Source organism: Salipiger thiooxidans, from assembly GCF_900102075.1.
Lineage (GTDB): Bacteria > Pseudomonadota > Alphaproteobacteria > Rhodobacterales > Rhodobacteraceae > Salipiger > Salipiger thiooxidans.
The window spans coordinates 1-17,191 of record NZ_FNAV01000038.1 but is presented as its reverse complement, the minus strand read 5'-3'; the positions used below and the strand labels follow the sequence as shown (position 1 = coordinate 17,191).

Below are 17,191 nucleotides of genomic sequence, written 5' to 3'. Positions count from 1 at the left end.
AATGCGTTCATGGAAAAGCTGTCGCAGGCGTTCTTCGCGTCGGCGCAAACCCTGGAAGAAGGAGGCTCTCTCATGGCCGAGCCCGATACCCTGATGCCGTCCGAGACACACGCCCCCACGCAGGACGGGGGCTTCGATCCCGTCGCGGCCATGGTGCAGGCGCGGGACAAGGTGCTGGCCGAGGCGCGGGAGACCTGGGAGAGCATCCAGGCCATGGAGGCCAGCCCCGAGCGCGTGCGGATGGAGGCGGAGTTCTCCCGCACCAGCGCCGAGCTCCTGGCTGCGACGCAGGCCGATCCCTTCTTCCGAGATCACGCCACGATTGCGGAGCCGGGTGCCGATCTCTTTGCAAACCTCACCCTGTCATCCCTGCAGCATGTGCGTGACGGGCTGGAGGCAGACGATCCGCGTGTCGGCAAGATCGACAGAACGCTGGACGATCTGCGGGACGCGCTGATCAGCGCGTTCTCGAAAGACCCCGAGGTGGTGGCACAGATGGGCACGACTCCCGAAGAGCTGACCGAGTATCTGTTGCAAGGGGAGCATTCCATCGCGCAGGCGGAGACATGGCGCGGTCGGGCGGAAAGCCTGGACGAGGAGTCCGCCGCGCGTCTGACCGTGGTGCTGGAGAAGGGACATCGGATGGTCGACGGCGTGGCGGTGCCGCGGGATCTTGTTGAGCATCTGGCCCTCGACCAGCTGCTGACCGTGGACAAGCACCACCAGCTGTCCGACGTTCCCGCTATCGAGGCCCTCGTCGATCGGATGGCCGGCGAGTTGTCCAATGGGGACCTCGCGAAGGTGTTCGCGGGAGACAGCACGCCGCTGCAGGATGAGATCCGCGATCCTGCCGTTCGGGCGGCCGTCGCGGCCGAGCTGAAGAACGAAGCCGATGTCGTGGCCGGGCATGGACCCAGAGAGGGCGAGACAGTGGAGGCCTACCAGGCCATGGCCCGGGCGCGTCAAGCTGAACTGGCGGCAGAGCAGGGCGCGGAGATCGAGGACGGGCACGAGCTCTAGGCAGAGGGAGGGTCTATCCGATGATCCAGAATCTCGACACGGCCTGGCGCTATCCGCTCGCCGTGATTGGTGGTCTGCTGGCCGGCGGCTACATCGGTGCCATGCTCGCCACGATCTACGGCGCCATCGTGTTCCGCGAGAGCCTGAACAGCCTCGATCCGCTCGAGCCGTGGTTCCTGCGGTGGAGCTGGCCTGCGCTGCAGGCCAACCCCGACGCGCTGACGGTGATTGGCCTCATCAACGGGGCGGTGGCGCTCGGCCTCGTCGCCGTGGGTGTCGCCGGGGTCTACCGCGGTCGGCTCACCAATTATGACAACGCGCATTTCCAGTCCCGGCGGGAGCTGCGGCGCAACAGGATGGTCGCGCCGATCAGCGCGGAGGGGTTCGTCTTCGGCAAGACGACCCGGCCGAAGACGACAGGGCTCTATATCTCGGCCACGCCAAGCCGTTTCCCGCACGCGATGATGGTGGCGCCGACCGGGCGCGGCAAGGGCGTCGGCTTTGTCATCCCGAACCTGCTTCATCACAGCGGCAGCGCCATCGTGCTCGACGTGAAGGGCGAGAACTTCGAGAAGACGTCGATCCATCGCCAGAAGGGGCTCGGGAACAAGATCTGGTACTTCTCACCCTTCGACTACGTGGAGGCGGAAGGCGGGCCCTCGACGCGAACACACCGCTTCAACCCGCTGGCGCGCATCGCGGCCATGTCCTCGACCGACCAGCAATACACGGCGCTCAACACCCTGGCGGATCAGTTCCTCGTCGTGGAGGGGGATCAGGCCAAGGGGTTTTATCAGGCCGGCAAGCGGCTCTTCGTTACCGCCTGCCTCTTTGCCATAGAGCAGGGCCGACCCAATCTCGGCTTTGCCAAGGAGATCTTCGGCGGGGGCGGCAAGACCGAGCAGACCTACCGCGACTATGCTGAGATGACGGACATTCCCATCGTCGCGACGATCTTTTCCGAGATGGCGGGGATGAGCCAGAAGATCACCGACAGCTATCGCTCGGTGATCAGCGGCGCCGGCTTCGAGCTCTGGGACGATCCCTCGGTGGTGCGGGCGACAACGGAGAGCGATTTTGACCTGACGAGTTTCCGCTGCGAGGCGCAGACGCTCTATATCACCATGCAGGCCGAGCACCTCAAGACGCTGGCGCCGCTGGTGCGGCTCCTCTTTGCCGAAGCCATCGCATCGCTGCAGCGGGCCGAGCCGGGACCGGACGAGCCGCACACGGTCATGTTCCTGATGGACGAGTTTGATCAGCTCGGCCGCCAGCCCCTGGTCGAGAACAGCATCAAGACGATCCGCTCCTTCGGCGGGCGGTTCTTCATCATCACCCAGTCCATCGCCGGTCTCGACAACCCCTCGCTCTACGGCGAGGCCGGGCGCCGCGCGCTCATGGCCGGGGCAGGGATCAAGGTGTTCATGACACCCCAGGATGACCGGACCGCCACGGTCCTGTCGGACATGCTCGGCAAGCAGACGGTCGTCTCGAAGACGGAGAGTCAGAGCCGCATCCGGGAGCTCGACGACAGTGCCAATATCAGCCGGCGCAACGAAGAGCGGCCGCTGATCTCGCCGGGCAAGCTGCTGCAGTTCCCGCTCGACCAGGTGCTGGTCCTGCCAGAGGGCCAGTATCCGATCCAGGCGCACCACATCCGCTACTACGAGGATCAGCACTTCGCGGCGATCGAAGCGGCGCGGCACGGGCACGCGCTGCCCTATCCGCCGCTGACCGCCAGGCCAAAGCGCAAGGTCGCGAGCCTCGCGCAGATTACTCAGGCGCAGGAGACGGTCGAGACCTGCCAGACGTACAGCGAGCGGTTTGCCGAGATGCGGGCGCGGGCGGAGGCCGGGCGGAAGAGCGAGGGTGAAAGTGGGGCGGGGTCCCGGCGGCGGCCGAAGCGCGAAGGGGCGACGGATTTGGCGAAGTTTGAGGATGCCGATGGGGGTGTCCAGCAGGAGGAGAGCGAAAAGGTCTAGGAAACGGCGGGGCCCTGCCCTCGCCATGGGCCTCCTGCAGGTTTCTGAGCTGCTTCTCATCTTGCACGCGGATGTCGAACGGGTTGGTGCGCAGGGAGATCTCCACGCCGCCCTTCGCATCTTCGGTCTAGCCCGCGATCTCCGAAGGTGTGAGGTCGAACGACCGGCTGGCCTCCGACACCGTTGCCTTGCTCTGGATGATCTCGATCACCAGGGCTGTCTTCCGTTTCGCCGCCCAATGCTTGATGCTGTCGTCCAGCGTCACACTCATCACTACATTCTCTCTTGTAGCATGAGCGGGATCTCACGTGATCAAGACACCGGCTTGTCATCGAACAGGACGACGCGCCCATCGCTGGTGCCGGGATCGTTGACCAGCACGAAGGGCACGTCTTTCCCCTCCACCTCGTAAAGGCAACGGTATTTCATCCTGCCATCGCGCGGATCACGCACCTGGTCATAGCGGTGGCTGTGCCGGACACCCTTTTCTATCCACTTCTCGACACCGTGTGGTGTGACCAGCGAAAGCGGCTCGCCGTCTAGCAGGATTGTCTCGCCCACATTAAACACTTGGTATCCCATTTCGATCTCCTCTGTTTGCATTGTCGAGTTGCGTTACAGACTATGCCCATCGCCACGATCGAAGTCCGGCGTGTTCTCTCTCCGTACCGTCGCGTTCCTGTTCGCCCGCCAGCCCCAGCCGTTTCAGTACGTCTTTCAGGCGCTCGGTCATGCACGGCTTGCGGTCCTCGCACTCGATGCCTTCGGAGCGGTCCTGACGATGTACCGAGGTCCGAGGCCGCTTATCAGCCCCTCGCACGGATCATATTCGCTGAACCCGTCCAGTTTGTGAACCGCCGCCTGACCGGCCTTGCGCTCGATGCTGCCGGTTCCAGCTTCAGGCCCTGATCGCGGTCCAGTTCCTTGACCAATGCTGCGCCGCCGCAAGTAAGTTGGATAGGTCAGATCGAATTCTCCGCCTCCTACGACCGTGGTGCCCCCATCCCCGGCAGAAAGATCTCTGCAATCCCCCTTTTCCCATCCTCGCGCCCAAGCTGGATCACGACATCGATGCTGTGCGCGCAGTAGCGACGGACCTCTTCGAAGTTCATGTTGAGGCCGGTGCCGAGCACCATCATCGCCAGCCGATCGATGGCCTTGAGCGCGGTGTCGGCGTGGATGGTGGTAAAGGACCCGCCGTGGCCGGTGTTGATGGCCTCAAGGAAGGTGAGGGCCTCAAAACCGCGGAGCTCACCGAGGATGATCCTATCGGGGCGCATCCGCAGGCTGGATTCCAGCAGCTTGGCGGGGGATTTCTCCGAGCCGGGCAGCCGGTCCGATTTCATGCTCACGGTGTTGGCGTGGTTCGGGAAAAGCTCGAAGGCGTCCTCGATGGTAACCAGCCGTTCGCGCGGGTTGACCATGCCGAGGAGCGCGCGGGCGAAAGTGGTCTTGCCGGTGGAGGTGCCGCCGGAGATCACCACGTTTAGCCGGTCTTCGATGCAGAGCCTCATGGCCTCGGTGACCTGGCCCGCGCCGGTCAGCTCCCGCACCTGCTGCGCCCGGTCGCGCCGGCGTTTGTCGAGATCCACGAGTTCGCCGTGCAGAAGCTTCATGTCCCCGATTGCGAGCTTGGACTGCGAATACCGCCGGAAGCAGATCGAGGGCGCGCCTTCGATCACCGGCGCCGTCACGACCTGTGCCCGCAGCGGCGCGCCGCCATGCGCGATCTTGCCCGACACGATCGGCTTTTTCGCCGAGAGCGGCACGTCGACCTCAGAAGCGATCGCCTTGGCGAGGTCCGCGGCTTGCGCCGGCGCGACGCTCAGCCCTTCGGCCCGCTGCATGTGGCTGTCGCCCTGCCGCTCGACCCAGACCCCGCCATCGGGATTGATCGCCACTTCCACCATGCGCGGATCGCCAAGCCAGGGGTTCAAAGGCGCAAGGTAGCTTGCCAGGAAGGACGCGCGCGGCGGAGCCTTGTTCATCAGAAGAACTCCAGGTCGCGGTCGACCATGACGGTGATGGCGCTTCCTGGCTCGACGGTGATGATCGGGGGCAGGGTGGCGTATTTCGCCGCCGCCGAGCTGGTGGCGTCGCCGAGATCCTCCGTCACATCGCGAGCAATGTCGGAGGTGGTGTCATCGTCGATCTGTGCGGCGGCGATGCTGGGGCCAGCGCCGACGAGCGAGATCAGGGCGGCATTGCCGATGCGGGTGCCGAAGCGGGTGTCGACGCGCCCACTGATGCCGGAGCGGCCCATCTGGTCGCCGCCGAAGGCCGAGAGCTGCACCGATTGGCCGTCGGGGGTCACGAGGCGGGTCCAGCCGATGAGGATGCGCCCCTGACCGATGTCGATGTCCGAGCTGTAGGAGCCGAACAGGCGGGAGCCGGAGGGGATCAGCACCTGGCTCTGATCAAAGGACCAGACCGGGTAATTGACCACGGCCGAGACGGTGCCGGGCAGGGAGGAGTCGACCGCGTTCTCAAGGCTCGCCTGGATCATCGTGCCCTGCAGGACCGTGTAGGCGGGGTTGGCAATTTCGGTGGCCTGCTCGGTCGGCGTTGCCCCGCCGCCGCCGGTGACAAAGGCGCGCAGCGCGCTGTCGCGCGACTGCCCGCGCGGGTTCAGCTGGCCGAGCGTGCCCGCGGGTCCGCCGCTCGCCGGTTCCGCGCCATCCGAGTTTGCGCCGCTGTCGTAGATCACCGCCTCGGACTCCACACGCGCCTGCAACTCTTCCTGTTGCTGGCGTCGACGTTCGGCGAGCTCCGCCTCACGCTCAGCTTGACGCCGCCGCTCAGCTTCGGCGTCCTGAGCCTCCTGCGCGGCGTCATTGCTAGCGGTGGTGATCTCGGTCTGCAGAGCAAGGTTCTCGCGGCGCAGGGTTTCCAGGGTCTCTTCCTGCTGGGTCATGCGCTCTTCATTGGCGGCCTGCAGCGATTTCAGCTGGTTGGTGAACTCCTCGCGCATCTGTTGCGCCATCTGAGCGTTCTGCTCCTGGGCTTCCTGAAGCGCGCGGGAGAGGTCCGCGACGATGACGCTGTTCTCGCTGCCCGCGCGACCGGACAGATCGGCCAGGCTGTTCTGAAGCTGCTGCACCTGTTCCTGTAGCGAAGCGTTGCGCTCTTCGAGGGCGCTACGCTGGGTGTCGAGTTGGTCCTGGATAGAGCTGAAGTCGACCCCGTCGTCCTCGGGCTCAGGCGTCGCGGCGGGCGCGATGGCGCCAAAGCCGCTGCCCGTTGCCCCGTCCTGGAATTCGGTGACGTTGGAGGTTTCCACGTGCGAGGTCTCCTCTTCGCCGACAACCATGGCGTAGGCCAGCACCACGAGCAGGCAGCCCGCGATGATGCCGAAGACCAGCTTGCCGACGAGCGAGTTCAGCCCCAGCGCGGCGCGGCTGCGCTTGCGCTCGACGCGGTAGGCCTTTTCCTGCGGCGTGCCGTCCTCCTCGAAGCCGCTCTCCTCGATCGCCTGATCGTCGATGTCTTCGTGCTCGGCCATCTCAGAACTCCTTCCCGGCAAGGCTGCGGAGGATGAATGGGTCCACGGTCTTGCCGCCTGGGACGTGACGAATGCAGATCACCTCGTCGCCGATCCGGATGGTAAAGGCCTCCGCCACACCGCCGACGCGCACGATCCGGCCGCGGGTCTGCGAGTTCACCGTCAGCTCATAGCCTTCGCTGTCGACCGCGAAGATCGAGGGCCGCACCCCCTGGCGGAACTCGAAATACGTCGCGTGCCCGTCGTTCCAGACTGCCACTGGCCGGGCCTGTCCGCCGCCGGCGTATTCGTAGCCGGTGTCGCGGGTGCCCTCCGCCTTGGGCATACTCGAGGGTCGGCTCGGCTGATCGTCGGGATATTTGACCGCCACGCGGTAGGTCGGGGTGTTGCTGCGGCCCTCGGTGAGGACAAAGGAAATGGCGCGGCGCGAGGTGTAGATCGTCATGTTGCTATGGGCGCTGCCGATGACCGGTTTCACCGAGACCGTGTTGCGGTTCGACAGGACCTCGACATCGAAGGCCTCGGAATCCCCGAGGAGCACCTGCTCGATCCGCTCGCCGCGTCCAAGCTCGAGCGCGGTGTTGGTCCGCAGGTTGGTGTCCACGCGGATCACGTCCGATGGGTTGTACCAGACCGAGCGCACGCGGGCGTCCTGGCCCATGGTCTGCGGCGCGCGCTCTGCCAGCGCGGGCAGGGGGAGAAGGAGGGCGGCGAACGTGAGGGCAAAGATGTTGCGCATGGTCAGCCTCCCAGCGTCTCGGCCGAGACATTGAAACTGGTCACCGTAAAGCCGAGTGGATTTTCCCAGACCCGCTCGAGGGCGCGTTCCTCGCGCGGCTGGAACTTGAACCCGATGACGGCCACGAAGGGGCGGGTGACGCTGTCCTGGCGCGGCGTGCGCAGGGTCTTCTCATAACGGACCTGGGCGACGGTCGGCTCGAGGAAGGTGATGGTCTTTACCCGCACGGTGACCTCGGCACCCTGCCCATAGAGGCGGGGCGGGTAGGTCTCGTTGTCGCTGTCATTGCTCCAGAGCGATACCAGCGAGCGGCGGGCGCCGCCCGCCGAGCGGCGCTGCACGCTTTCGAGCCGCTCCTGGATGCCGGCCATGAGGAAGGACTCGCGGTCCGACACGTAGGAGACCAGCAGGCTTTCCTTCACCGCCTGCTCGTCTTCGATGCCGGTGGGCTGCACCTGCATGACGCGCTCGGCTGCGCCGGTGTCGCGATCCACCAGCACGGTGAACACCTCGGTCGTCTTGAGCGGCATCATCGTCGCGATGGAGAGGGCCATCAGGACCGAGACGCCGGTGGAGGCACCGGCGACGATCCAGGCGCGCTTTTCGCTGCGGCGCGGGGCCATGATGATGTCCGTATCGAAGCTGTGTTCTTTCACCAAAACCTCCTTCGCGGGCCGATTACTTGCCGCCCTTGGCGACGGATTTCTGCGCCAGGGACACGGCGAGCCGGGCGGCGGCAGCCGCGCTGCCAGGCGCGCCTCCCGCGGCGCTTGCGATCGCGGTGCCGACCGCATGGCCTTCCCGACGGGCGCCCGAGCTGATCCCGTATTTGGGTTCCTTGCGCCCGGTCATGCCCTCGGCCATGCCGCGGGCGCCAGCCACGGCGCCGTAGCTGTGGGACTTGGCCTGCTGGTAGGTGCCGGAGGCGGCCTGGCCGAGGCCGATGGCGGTCGAGCCGAGGGACTGCGCAATCGTCGGGACCATGAACATGAGCCCGGTGCCGAGCATCATGACGACCACGAAGCCGATGATGTCGCCAATGGTCTCGGCGCTCTCCGGTTCAGGCGCGAGCATCTCGCTGGTGGCGATGGTGAAGCCGGCCATCGCTGCGGTCAGCAGCGGCACGAAGGCGAACCCAAGGGCCAGCTTGGTGTAGGTCTCGAAGATCGGCGCGGATTGCTTGAAGAGCGTGCAGGCGATCGCAAGGGGCCCCACCACGATCAGCACCGCGATCATCAGCTTCGCGGCGCAGATGACGACGATCGAGATGGTCGCCATCAGGGCTGCGATGAGGAACATGAGCAGGCTGGCGAGGGCGCCGGAGATGTAGGAGCCGTTCTCGGAGACCGCCTGGCCCAAGTCGAGGGCTTGTATGTAGAGCGTATCGAGACCGTGGTAGAGGTCCGTGACGCTCGCACCCGTCGTGGTTGAAAGCACGGTCCCGCCCAACTGGCTCGGCGTCTCTGTCAGAACGCCATAAATCGCATCGAAGTTGGCAAAGGAGGACAGGAAGATTGCAACCAGGGCGATCCGCATGATGAGGCTCAGCCCGTTGCGGAGCGTCATCGGAACGGCCTGGATGGCAAGGTTGATCCCCGTCATTGCGACGAGGAGCACCGCCCCGACACGGAAGACCGGGATGACCGAGTCGGCCACTTCATTGTAGGCCGCGGCGCCAACAGACGCGGCCGTCCTATCCACCGCCGACAGGACATCTGCAATGATGGCCATCAGGGCGCGTCCCGGCAGGATTCATTCCGAAAATCTCGATATTCAGCGTAAACGCTGTTCTTGTTCGCGATATTGTACTCGCGCAGCTTCGCCATCTCGGTCTCGGAGATGTCCTCGGGCATCACCCCCAGGAATTCGACCGAGAACTCCTCGAAGGAGCGCGCGGCCTGCGGGCAGGTGCAGGTCTGCTCTTCGAGGCGCTGGGCCTTGTTGAAGGTCTGATAGGCGGTGCGCGCCGTGCCAAAGTTGAACCCTGGTTTGGCGAGCAGTCCGACCTTCGGCGGTTCCCGGCGGCAGAGCGCCTCGTCGCCTTCGAAGAAATACATGCTGCGGCTCTGCATCTCCTGCATGACCGCCAGCAGTTCATCGGCATCTTCCGCCTCCACCGCCGCGATGGCCGCCGCGCTCAGCTCGGGCGCCGAGGCGGTGCCGTAGTCCTCGGCCCAGGCTGCACCGCCCAGAACGACGCTCGCCGCCAAAGCCATGATGGTCCTTGTAAACATGTGTTCCTCCTGTGGTTCGTCGCGGGGGATCGCGTGGGTGCCGCTCAGTCGGCGGTGCCCGAGTAATCAAAGAAGCTGCGTTCCTTGGCCTGTTCGGCGGCCCAGTTCACGCCGGTCTGGCCCTGCGCGAGGCCCGCGGCGGCGTTGAGCCGCCACATCTGGCCGAGCATGAAGTTGGTCTCTGCCGCCATGCGGGTGTTGAGATCGACGCTCTCCTTGAGTGTCTCCTGGTTGGCGATTTCGCCCACCAGCCCATTGACCCGCTCGAGGCTGGATTCAGCCTCCTCGTAGGAGAGCTGCGCCGCGGCAATCGCCGTCGCGCTGGTGCCGGCGGTCTGGGCGATGACCTTGTCCTGCGGGTTTTCCGAGGAGGAGAGCTGTGAGAGCCGATCGGAGGTCAGCCCGGCCGAGGCCAGCGTCTCGCGCATCTGCTCGGCGGCGTGCTTTTCACCCATGGTGACGTCGCCATCGAGGAGATTGTCGAGCAGCGCGTCGAAATCCCCCATGGCCAGATCATCGGCAAAGCCGCTGAGATCGGTGATCTTGGCGGCGCGGTCCCGCAGGTCTTCGGCGCTGTTGTAGAGCGTGGCGATGTCATTGAAGCCGGTCAGCGAGTCCCCGATGAACTCGAGGCTGGTGATCTGCTCCATCTGCAGCTCGATCTGCTTTTTCAGCTGCTGGATTTGCTCGATCTGGTTCTCGGCATCCTGCAGGGCCTGCTGCAGCTGCTCGACGTTCTTCGCGAGGTTCGAGCCGTCGATGACCGGTACGCCCTGCGCGAGACCGGGCTCGGTCAGCGAGAAGGTCGCCGCGCTGGCCGTTCCAACGCAGAAGGCAAAACGGTGCAGGGCCGTGCGAGCGGTCCGTCTACTCATCGTGATACTCCCAGAAGTTCGTGGCCTGCAGCCCCTGGGCGGCGTCGGACATGCCGCGGGCCGCCTCGACCTTCACCTGCGCGGCGCGCAGGCGCAGGGTCAGCGCCATGAGCCGGGCGCGCTCGGCCATCATGTAGGTGTTGTGATCGACCGCCTGCTTTTCGGTCTCGGGCCTGGCCTGCTGCAGGAGCCCGTAGATGCGCTGCATCGCTTGATCGATCTGGGTGTTCACCTCCCCGGCGTAGCCCATGGAGGCATCCGACCAGCTGCCCCATTGCGCCGAGGCGCCATCGACCCCGGCGAGGGTGCCGGTCTGATCCTTGCCGGTGATGAGTGCGAGGTAGGTCTCAAAGTACCCGTGGATCCGGCGGACGTAGTTCTGCGTCTCGTCGAAGGGCGGCACGCCGCCGTATTTGTTTACGTTTCCGGGGCCGGCGTTATAGGCGGCGAGGGCAAAATCGATCCGACCGTAGGACTTGAGCTGGGCCAGAATGTAGCGCGCACCGCCGTCGAGGTTCTGCCAGGGATCGCGTGGATCCACGCCAAGATCGGCGGCGGTGCCGGGCATGAGCTGGCAAAAGCCCATGGCGCCCACATGCGAGACCGCGGCGTTGTTGAAGCGGCTCTCCTGCTTGATGAGGGACTGGAACAGGATGCGCCAGGTCAGCGGGGTCAGGCCCGCCGCGCCGACACCGGCATGGGTTTCGTATTTCGCGGCGGTCTCGATGATCATCTGCTCGACGCTGGCGTCTTCGCCAAAGAGCCGCTGCGCATTGGCGCTGTCTTCCTCGGTCACCGGGTAGGTCTCATCGGCGCTTGGGAACCCACCCGCGCCATCCTCGAAGCCGGAGACATCGGTCGTGCCCGTCGTCTGCTCGAGGAACCGCGCGTAGGCCTCGAGCTGCTTCTGGTGCAGATCCTGCTGCTCTGCGCGGTGGCCAAGCTTTTCCTGCTGCCTGGCAAAGTCGCGCTCGCCCTCGGAGAGCCGAGAGATCGCATTGGCGAGGTTCGAGTCGTCGACGATTGGCACGCCCTGCGCCAGAGCGCTGGGGGTGGAGGCTGTGGCGAGCATCAGCCCGGCCATGCCAAGTCCTGCCGCCCCGGTCCGCGCCGCCTTGGGTCTCGGCATGCGCTTAGAGCGGGGAGAACTGGCAATCATTCGCGCGCTCCGCGGCAAAGCTCATTTGGACAGGGGAGGCGGCGCCCCGGCTCACCACGGCCCCGCGTGTCGCCGTGGCCGGGATGACCGCGTAGCTGCCCTCGGTCCGGAACGTGCCGGCGCAGGGCGACTTGCGCCCGGTCGAAACGCCGCCGGCGCAGCCGGCGAGGGCCAGCATCAGGGCAGCGGTGGGGAGGAGCTTTGTCATGCCATGTCCTTCCAGAAGTCGGGATTGCGGCGCCATTCGAAGGGTGCGCGGTCTTCGCCCCTGGCCCCGCCGCCGAGAACGGTGACGAGATCCGGACCAAGGCCGGAGAGGTCGAAGTTGACGAATAGGCTGTCGCCGGCCGAGCGCAGCAGCGCGAGACGCAGCCCGCCGGTGCTCTGCGAGACAAACTCCGCCTCGCGGTCATTGAGCTTGAGGACGCGATAGTCCTCGGGATGGGCCGCCGGGTTCGGAAACAGGATCTGCGTCGAGACCATCTCGGAGATGATCGAGCCGACGCTCGACTGCGCGAGATGACCGGGGGTCTGGGTCAGCATCATCACCACGCAGTTCTTCTTGCGCATGGTGACCAGCCATTCCTGCAGGCGCTTCACGAACATCTCGTCGTTCAGCATCTTCCAGGCTTCGTCGATGACGAGGATGGTCGGCCGCCGGTCCTCAATGACGCGCTCAATCCGCCGAAAGAGGTAGGCCAGAAGCGCGGTGCGCTCGGTCCCGAGATCGAGAAGCTCGCTCATGTCGATGCCGACGACATCCTCGCCGATTTGAATGCCGGTCTCGGCCTCCTCGTCGAAGAGCCAGCCGAAGCGGCCCGCCGCGGTCCACTCGCGGACCCGGGCTACCAAATCTCCGTCATCGTCGGTCTGGTTCACCGCCGAGGCCAGGGCCGAGAAGCTGCGGAGCTCGGGCTCGGCCGCCACCACCCGGCGGATGGCGTCATTCAGCGCCACGGTCTGGAAGGTCTCGAGCGGTCGGCCGCTCCGCGAGAGGATGTCGGCGGTCCAATCGGTGAGCCAGGCCGCGCCGCGGCTATCGGTCTCGGTGAGGAAGGGATTGAAGCCCGTGGGCTGGCCGATGCGCACCGTGCTGTACGTACCACCCATGGCGCGCATCGCCATCTCGAGGCCGAGGTCCTTGTCGAAGACCACGATGCGCGCCCCGACGCGGCGGGCTTGGGCCATCAGGAACGCGGTGCCGAGCGTCTTGCCCGAGCCCGGGCGCCCCAGCACCAGCGTGTGCCCACCGGAGGGCTCGGCGGAACGCGAGCCCGGTTCGTGGAAATTGAACCGGTACTGGCAGGACGACACCGAGGGCAGGACGGTGATGGTCTCACCCCAAGGGCATTGCGCCTTGTCTCGCCCGGGCGCGCCGGCGTGGAAGGCGGCAAAATCCGCGAAGTTGGTCGAGGTGGTCAGCGCCGCCCGGTGGCGATAGCGCCAGTTGCCCGGCGCCTGGCTGAAGAACATGGCGCGGGCGGCAAAGCTCTCGCGCACCAGCGTGGCGCCCGACTCCTGCCCGGCGCGCCAGACCTCCGAGGCGGCCTCCTCGAGCGCCTGTTCACTGCCCGCGGTCACCATGACGGTGAGCTGGTGCTTGCCGAGAACGCCGCGCCCGGAGGCGATGTCATCGAGCAGTTCATAGAGTCCTTCGCGCAGCGATTGCGCGGCATCTTCGGTTGCCCCCATCTGACGGGCAGTGCGGGCAATCTTTTCCTCGGCCTCGTTGTTCCGGATCGGCGTGAAGCTGTTGGTGACGACGATGTCGTAGGGCAGCTCCAGCGCATCGAGCACGGTCGGCAGTGACTTGTTCGGCCAGGCCTTCACCCCGAAGATCGCGCCCACGCGCCGGGACATGCCAGTGTCGATGGCAAAGCGCTTGCCCTTGAAGAGGTATTGGGCGTTGGTCATGGAGGCCGAGAGGAACTGGCCCGGCTGGCCATGCATCGGCTGGAACGCCTGGCCCTGAATCGTGCCGAGATAGCCGAGCCAGTCGCCCTCCGAGACGCGCAGGCGGCGGAACCCCAGGGCGTGATACATCGCTTGCAGCAGACCCATGGCCTCGGCAATGCGCTCCTTGCGTACCGCGAGATCAGCCTCGAACGTGGGTTTGACGGCCCGGCCGAGCCCCATCTTCTGGCTGGCGCTCGGACGCATGGCGATGGTGAGCAGCAGGACGCGGCGCTTGAGGGATTTGGCCGCAATCGTCGCGCGCCAGCGCCGGTCAATCTCCGCGGCAAAGCCACCCTCATCCATGGGCGCGAGGTCGAGATCCGCGGGGATGGTGATCTTGTTCACGTAAAAGCCGAAGCGCTCGCCGAGCTGGCCGACGAGGCGGGCAAAGCCATGCGTCAGCGCCTCGATCTCCGGTGCCTCGGCGGTGAAGCTGTCGATGCCGCCGATGACGGCGGAGGCGAGGAGATCACCCTGCCGCGTCAGGATGAGATCATCCTCGGGAGCCGAGAGATAGGGCAGGTGCCGCGCCACTGGCTCTTCGGCAAAGAGGCTGTCGGGCAGCACCGAGCGCAGCAGGGCGCTGTCCTCGAAGAGGGCGGAGAGGCGGTCAAGAGACATAGCGATCGCCCCCGTTCCGCTTGTAGGTCCGGGTGCGCGGGGTGGTGGAGAGAACCCCCGTGACGATCTGGAAGAGATGCGGGTTCCGGTCGGCGACCAGCCAGAGGATCGGGTAGGCGATGAGGGCAATGCCGAGGAAGCGGACATCGTCGAAGGCGACGAAGGGGATCACCGAGCCGAGCGCCAGGCTGATGAAATACCCCAGCGGCAGACCGAAGAACCTGGGAGGACGTGTCAGCCCGAGAAACAGGGGATGCTCTTGCATCGGCATGCTCTCCAAGATGGAACGCCTCCCGGCCCGAACGGCCGAGGAGGCGCTTGGCGTCAGGTGGCGGAAAAGCCATCGATGATGGTCTCGGCGGAGAAGACGAGAACGACCCCAACGAGGATGACAAGGAAGAGCGGCCAGTTCAGGCGGCCGGTGAACATCATGTAGCCGGCGCCAACGAGGGCGAGGATCGCGATCAGGCGGCCGATGGGGCCGGTCAGCGCATCGACAATGTTGCCGAGCATGTTCTCGAGCGGATCGAGGTTCTGCGCCAGCGCGGGTTCCGCGACGAGCGCGAAGATGGGCAGCAGGAAGAGCAGCCCTTTCCAGTTGAGGGAGGCGAGGTGGCTCCCGAGCCCTTTCGTGAGAGTGGTCATATGCGGTCCTTACCGATGGTTGCCAGGTAGACGTCGAGCACCTTGCGAACGTGCCCCTGTGTCTCCCGGTAGGGAGGGATGCCCTGGTACCGGGCGACGGCATCCGGACCGGCGTTGTAGGCGGCAAGCGCCAAGGGCACCGATCCAAATTCTTCGAGCTGCATGAGGAGGTAGCGGGCGGACCCGTCGAGGTTCTCGCGCGGGTCGTGCGGATCGACGCCGAGAGCCAGCGCGGTCGCGGGCATGATCTGGCCAAGGCCGATCGCGCCCACATGTGAGCGGGCCGATTGCCGGAAATTGCTCTCGATGGCGATATTGGCTCGGAAGAGGGCGATCCACTCCACAGGGGAGATGCCCGCGCGGCGAAGGCCGGGATGGCGGGCGTGGGTTTGCGCGATGGTCGAGATCAGGCGCTCGACCTCAGCAGTGCCATGACGGCGCGAAAGGCCGGGACGGGAGGGTGCCACGGAGGCAGAGATCGCCTGCGCTGAAGCGGCTTCAGAGGGGAGGTCCCTCGGCTTGCCGAAGTCGAGAACCGAGGCGGTGACCCGCCCCGCGTCTCGTGGGCCCCCGAGGTCGATGACCTCGGCGTGGGCCCAAGGTGCAATCGCCGCGAACGCGGCGGCGGCACAAAGTCGTCTAGTCTTTTGACGTGTCCTCATAGGTTTTCCAGACCGCGCGCTCTCCTACGTGACGCGGAACGGAAATGGGGGAGACGCCGAGATCCATGCCGAAGGACAGGAGACCTGTCAGCGTCCGGATGGTCTTCGTCTTGATATCCCTACCGTGGACAAGAAGCAGTCGGTGCGTCTGACCTTCAACCTCGGCAACGGCGTAGAACTTCCACGCGGCCTGGAATTGGTTGCTCACGCGCTCTGGCGCTTCGATGCACTCGACTTCGACTGTCCCACCGGCTTCCAGGGTTTCCCTCACTCCCGCAAGCGTAATCACAGGTGAAACTTCTCTCATTTTCTTGCCTCGCTCTTGGGGTCGTTCGATTTGTCGAGTGACGTGGAGGAGGCATACACACTTTTTGGGTAGCGTGAAACAGATGTTGGTGCAATACGTAATTATCGGATTCTACAAGCGGCAAAAGTGCTCAATAGTTATGTATATAGCATGATGCGGGTGTTTTCACATACCACCCGGTGTTGCCGGTGCGCTGCCTCTGGAGCGGCCTTGGTCGCGGCAAGTCTCGCTGGGTCCGCGCTTGCGCAAACGACAGCGCTGGATTGTGTGCCGCCGCCGGTCCCTACCGCGGACCTGCCGGGAGACGTCCTCGAGGAGTACCGCGACGAGCTTGGGCTGGAGTTCTCGAGTTACTTCACCGAGGCGCAGCGCTACCTGCAGTGTCTCCAGCTCGCCGAAGAGACGGCACGGCAGGACATTGACGCAGCGCTCGAGGCTTACGCGCGCCTGCAAGCCCTTCATCCAGATAAGAAACCTATTCAATAGTGATGTATCAAGCGCGAAACGCTATGGACTATTCAGGAAGTGATGTGATTAGTTGCCGACACACCTTTTGCGGGAGTTCGACGATGAAGCATTTCCTCGGCGCTGCGGCGACCGCTGCTGTCGTGTTCGGTGGCGGCCTGTCCGTGACATTGCAACCGGCGCGGGCCTATCAGATCGACTGCGCGATCCTGCTGTGTCTCTCCGGCGGTTGGCCTGCCTCTGAGCCGTGCGCTGCCGCAAAGGCGGAGTTCATCCGCCGGATTACGCCTTGGCCCATCGAGCCGCCGCTGCAGATCTGGCGCTGCCCGATGCATGCGGCCTATCCGGGAAACGCGGCGCGAGCGCCGGAGCAGCGCCTCTACGATGTAGCATTTGACCGAGGCGCGCACCCGCTCCCATCGCCGTCGGTCTTCGAGGTCGCCCGTGCTGGCGCGCGCAAAGGCGCGCTATCGCCGGACGCGCTCATATCTGCGGTGCTGAAAGATGGTGCGGTAGGGGGCGCCCTCTTGCAGCAGGTCGCCGACTACACATCCGAGAACGGTGTCGCCGACATTGATATCAGCGATCGGGCGTTCGATTTCGTGCGGTCGATCCGCGTCTACAGCGTTGAGTACATGCGCCAGCGCGCGGTGGACAGAGACAACAATTATTGCCGGCGCTTGAGCCGCGTGCGCATTGGTCGCTATGGCCAGCAGGGGGAGTTCTACTGGCGAAACGCGGACCCATCGGCGCTGCCCGATGCCTACGTCGGCGACGAGGGCTGGGGCGAGGACTGTCCGAGGATCTCTGGCCGATCCGTTTTTGTGGACTGGTCTGACCATCAGGGGAATTACGGCTACGAGCAGGTGAACTACTAGCGGCGCCTCTGCGGCGCGGACCTGCGATATGCGTTGCGGGCTTTGACGAAAGACGTGCTGCCGATGGCGGCGCTTGGCAGGAAAGGAGCAGTTCTCCACCCCCAAATAAGAAACCCCGCGAAGGCGGCGACCTTCAGCGGGGGGGG

The 17,191-nt window shown here is 65.3% G+C and carries 19 protein-coding genes; 3 read left to right on the top strand and 16 right to left on the bottom strand.

From position 1 onward, the window contains the following. Together BLQ77_RS28950 and BLQ77_RS26955 are read left to right on the top strand one after the other, a co-directional pair. A partial coding sequence (locus BLQ77_RS28950; protein ID WP_165617226.1) for a hypothetical protein occupies window positions 1-1,020 on the top strand: 1,020 nt, incomplete at its 5' end. Between the two features lie 20 nt (window positions 1,021-1,040). Then, the gene (locus BLQ77_RS26955; protein ID WP_089964164.1) at window positions 1,041-3,002 is read left to right on the top strand and encodes a type IV secretory system conjugative DNA transfer family protein; all 1,962 of its coding nucleotides are present in this window, start codon (window positions 1,041-1,043) and stop codon (window positions 3,000-3,002) included. Between the two features lie 127 nt (window positions 3,003-3,129). On the opposite strand, the gene BLQ77_RS29565 is transcribed toward BLQ77_RS26955, so the two are convergent. The 16 genes from BLQ77_RS29565 to BLQ77_RS26875 all read right to left on the bottom strand — a co-directional run bounded on the left by BLQ77_RS29565 (window position 3,130) and on the right by BLQ77_RS26875 (window position 15,702). Further along, window positions 3,130-3,273 (bottom strand): hypothetical protein, encoded by a 144-nt coding sequence (locus BLQ77_RS29565; protein ID WP_224953726.1) that lies wholly within the window; start codon window positions 3,271-3,273, stop codon window positions 3,130-3,132. A gap of 41 nt (window positions 3,274-3,314) precedes the next feature. Continuing rightward, complete coding sequence (locus tag BLQ77_RS26945; RefSeq protein ID WP_089964163.1) at window positions 3,315-3,584, bottom strand: hypothetical protein; 270 nt, start codon at window positions 3,582-3,584, stop codon at window positions 3,315-3,317. Between the two features lie 401 nt (window positions 3,585-3,985). Continuing rightward, a complete protein-coding gene (locus tag BLQ77_RS26940; RefSeq protein ID WP_089964162.1) occupies window positions 3,986-4,990 on the bottom strand; it encodes an ATPase, T2SS/T4P/T4SS family in 1,005 nt (334 codons plus the stop codon). Next, entirely contained in the window at window positions 4,990-6,504 is a 1,515-nt protein-coding gene (locus BLQ77_RS26935) for a TraB/TrbI/VirB10 family type IV secretion system protein (protein WP_089964161.1), read from the bottom strand. Before BLQ77_RS26935 ends, BLQ77_RS26940 begins: the two co-directional genes overlap by 1 nt. Window position 6,505: 1 nt before the next feature. Then, window positions 6,506-7,243, bottom strand: a complete 738-nt coding sequence (locus BLQ77_RS26930; protein ID WP_089964160.1) for a TrbG/VirB9 family P-type conjugative transfer protein — start codon at window positions 7,241-7,243, stop codon at window positions 6,506-6,508. 2 nt (window positions 7,244-7,245) lie between these two features. After that, window positions 7,246-7,899, bottom strand: coding sequence for a VirB8 family type IV secretion system protein (locus BLQ77_RS26925; protein WP_165617225.1), 654 nt, complete (start codon window positions 7,897-7,899; stop codon window positions 7,246-7,248). Between the two features lie 22 nt (window positions 7,900-7,921). Continuing rightward, the gene (locus BLQ77_RS26920; RefSeq protein ID WP_089964158.1) at window positions 7,922-8,974 is read right to left on the bottom strand and encodes a TrbL/VirB6 family protein; all 1,053 of its coding nucleotides are present in this window, start codon (window positions 8,972-8,974) and stop codon (window positions 7,922-7,924) included. Next, entirely contained in the window at window positions 8,974-9,459 is a 486-nt protein-coding gene (locus BLQ77_RS26915; protein WP_131822080.1) for a hypothetical protein, read from the bottom strand. Before BLQ77_RS26915 ends, BLQ77_RS26920 begins: the two co-directional genes overlap by 1 nt. A 62-nt stretch (window positions 9,460-9,521) precedes the next feature. Further along, window positions 9,522-10,352 carry a type IV secretion system protein gene (locus tag BLQ77_RS26910; protein ID WP_089964156.1) on the bottom strand — a complete coding sequence of 277 codons (831 nt, stop codon included), beginning with the start codon at window positions 10,350-10,352 and terminating at the stop codon, window positions 9,522-9,524. Continuing rightward, window positions 10,345-11,436: a lytic transglycosylase domain-containing protein gene (locus BLQ77_RS26905; protein ID WP_165617224.1), complete on the bottom strand. Its 1,092-nt coding sequence runs from the start codon at window positions 11,434-11,436 to the stop codon at window positions 10,345-10,347. The genes BLQ77_RS26910 and BLQ77_RS26905 overlap by 8 nt, the downstream gene beginning before the upstream one ends. A gap of 49 nt (window positions 11,437-11,485) precedes the next feature. Next, window positions 11,486-11,719: a hypothetical protein gene (locus BLQ77_RS26900; protein ID WP_089964154.1), complete on the bottom strand. Its 234-nt coding sequence runs from the start codon at window positions 11,717-11,719 to the stop codon at window positions 11,486-11,488. Continuing rightward, window positions 11,716-14,088 carry a VirB4 family type IV secretion system protein gene (locus tag BLQ77_RS26895; protein WP_089964153.1) on the bottom strand — a complete coding sequence of 791 codons (2,373 nt, stop codon included), beginning with the start codon at window positions 14,086-14,088 and terminating at the stop codon, window positions 11,716-11,718. The genes BLQ77_RS26900 and BLQ77_RS26895 overlap by 4 nt, the downstream gene beginning before the upstream one ends. Then, window positions 14,078-14,353: a VirB3 family type IV secretion system protein gene (locus BLQ77_RS26890; protein ID WP_165617223.1), complete on the bottom strand. Its 276-nt coding sequence runs from the start codon at window positions 14,351-14,353 to the stop codon at window positions 14,078-14,080. The genes BLQ77_RS26895 and BLQ77_RS26890 overlap by 11 nt, the downstream gene beginning before the upstream one ends. A 59-nt stretch (window positions 14,354-14,412) precedes the next feature. Continuing rightward, window positions 14,413-14,733, bottom strand: coding sequence for a TrbC/VirB2 family protein (locus BLQ77_RS26885; RefSeq protein ID WP_089964151.1), 321 nt, complete (start codon window positions 14,731-14,733; stop codon window positions 14,413-14,415). Further along, window positions 14,730-15,395, bottom strand: a complete 666-nt coding sequence (locus BLQ77_RS26880) for a lytic transglycosylase domain-containing protein (protein WP_089964150.1) — start codon at window positions 15,393-15,395, stop codon at window positions 14,730-14,732. The genes BLQ77_RS26885 and BLQ77_RS26880 overlap by 4 nt, the downstream gene beginning before the upstream one ends. Then, window positions 15,373-15,702, bottom strand: coding sequence for a hypothetical protein (locus BLQ77_RS26875; RefSeq protein WP_131822078.1), 330 nt, complete (start codon window positions 15,700-15,702; stop codon window positions 15,373-15,375). Before BLQ77_RS26875 ends, BLQ77_RS26880 begins: the two co-directional genes overlap by 23 nt. Window positions 15,703-16,271: 569 nt before the next feature. Between BLQ77_RS26875 and BLQ77_RS26865 the strand changes: the two genes are divergently transcribed. Then, window positions 16,272-17,045, top strand: coding sequence for a hypothetical protein (locus BLQ77_RS26865; protein WP_089964147.1), 774 nt, complete (start codon window positions 16,272-16,274; stop codon window positions 17,043-17,045). The last annotated feature ends 146 nt before the right edge of the window (window positions 17,046-17,191 follow it).

Bases quoted from the DNA above. Each gene is read 5' to 3' on its own strand.
- BLQ77_RS26955 (WP_089964164.1), top strand. From the start codon at position 1,041: ATGATCCAGAATCTCGACACGGCCTGGCGCTATCCGCTCGCCGTGATT.
- BLQ77_RS29565 (WP_224953726.1), bottom strand. From the start codon at position 3,273: ATGAGTGTGACGCTGGACGACAGCATCAAGCATTGGGCGGCGAAACGG.
- BLQ77_RS26945 (WP_089964163.1), bottom strand. From the start codon at position 3,584: ATGGGATACCAAGTGTTTAATGTGGGCGAGACAATCCTGCTAGACGGC.
- BLQ77_RS26940 (WP_089964162.1), bottom strand. From the start codon at position 4,990: ATGAACAAGGCTCCGCCGCGCGCGTCCTTCCTGGCAAGCTACCTTGCG.
- BLQ77_RS26935 (WP_089964161.1), bottom strand. From the start codon at position 6,504: ATGGCCGAGCACGAAGACATCGACGATCAGGCGATCGAGGAGAGCGGC.
- BLQ77_RS26930 (WP_089964160.1), bottom strand. From the start codon at position 7,243: ATGCGCAACATCTTTGCCCTCACGTTCGCCGCCCTCCTTCTCCCCCTG.
- BLQ77_RS26920 (WP_089964158.1), bottom strand. From the start codon at position 8,974: ATGGCCATCATTGCAGATGTCCTGTCGGCGGTGGATAGGACGGCCGCG.
- BLQ77_RS26915 (WP_131822080.1), bottom strand. From the start codon at position 9,459: ATGGCTTTGGCGGCGAGCGTCGTTCTGGGCGGTGCAGCCTGGGCCGAG.
- BLQ77_RS26910 (WP_089964156.1), bottom strand. From the start codon at position 10,352: ATGAGTAGACGGACCGCTCGCACGGCCCTGCACCGTTTTGCCTTCTGC.
- BLQ77_RS26905 (WP_165617224.1), bottom strand. From the start codon at position 11,436: ATGGCCGGGCTGATGCTCGCCACAGCCTCCACCCCCAGCGCTCTGGCG.
- BLQ77_RS26900 (WP_089964154.1), bottom strand. From the start codon at position 11,719: ATGACAAAGCTCCTCCCCACCGCTGCCCTGATGCTGGCCCTCGCCGGC.
- BLQ77_RS26895 (WP_089964153.1), bottom strand. From the start codon at position 14,088: ATGTCTCTTGACCGCCTCTCCGCCCTCTTCGAGGACAGCGCCCTGCTG.
- BLQ77_RS26890 (WP_165617223.1), bottom strand. From the start codon at position 14,353: ATGCAAGAGCATCCCCTGTTTCTCGGGCTGACACGTCCTCCCAGGTTC.
- BLQ77_RS26885 (WP_089964151.1), bottom strand. From the start codon at position 14,733: ATGACCACTCTCACGAAAGGGCTCGGGAGCCACCTCGCCTCCCTCAAC.
- BLQ77_RS26880 (WP_089964150.1), bottom strand. From the start codon at position 15,395: ATGAGGACACGTCAAAAGACTAGACGACTTTGTGCCGCCGCCGCGTTC.
- BLQ77_RS26875 (WP_131822078.1), bottom strand. From the start codon at position 15,702: ATGAGAGAAGTTTCACCTGTGATTACGCTTGCGGGAGTGAGGGAAACC.
- BLQ77_RS26865 (WP_089964147.1), top strand. From the start codon at position 16,272: ATGAAGCATTTCCTCGGCGCTGCGGCGACCGCTGCTGTCGTGTTCGGT.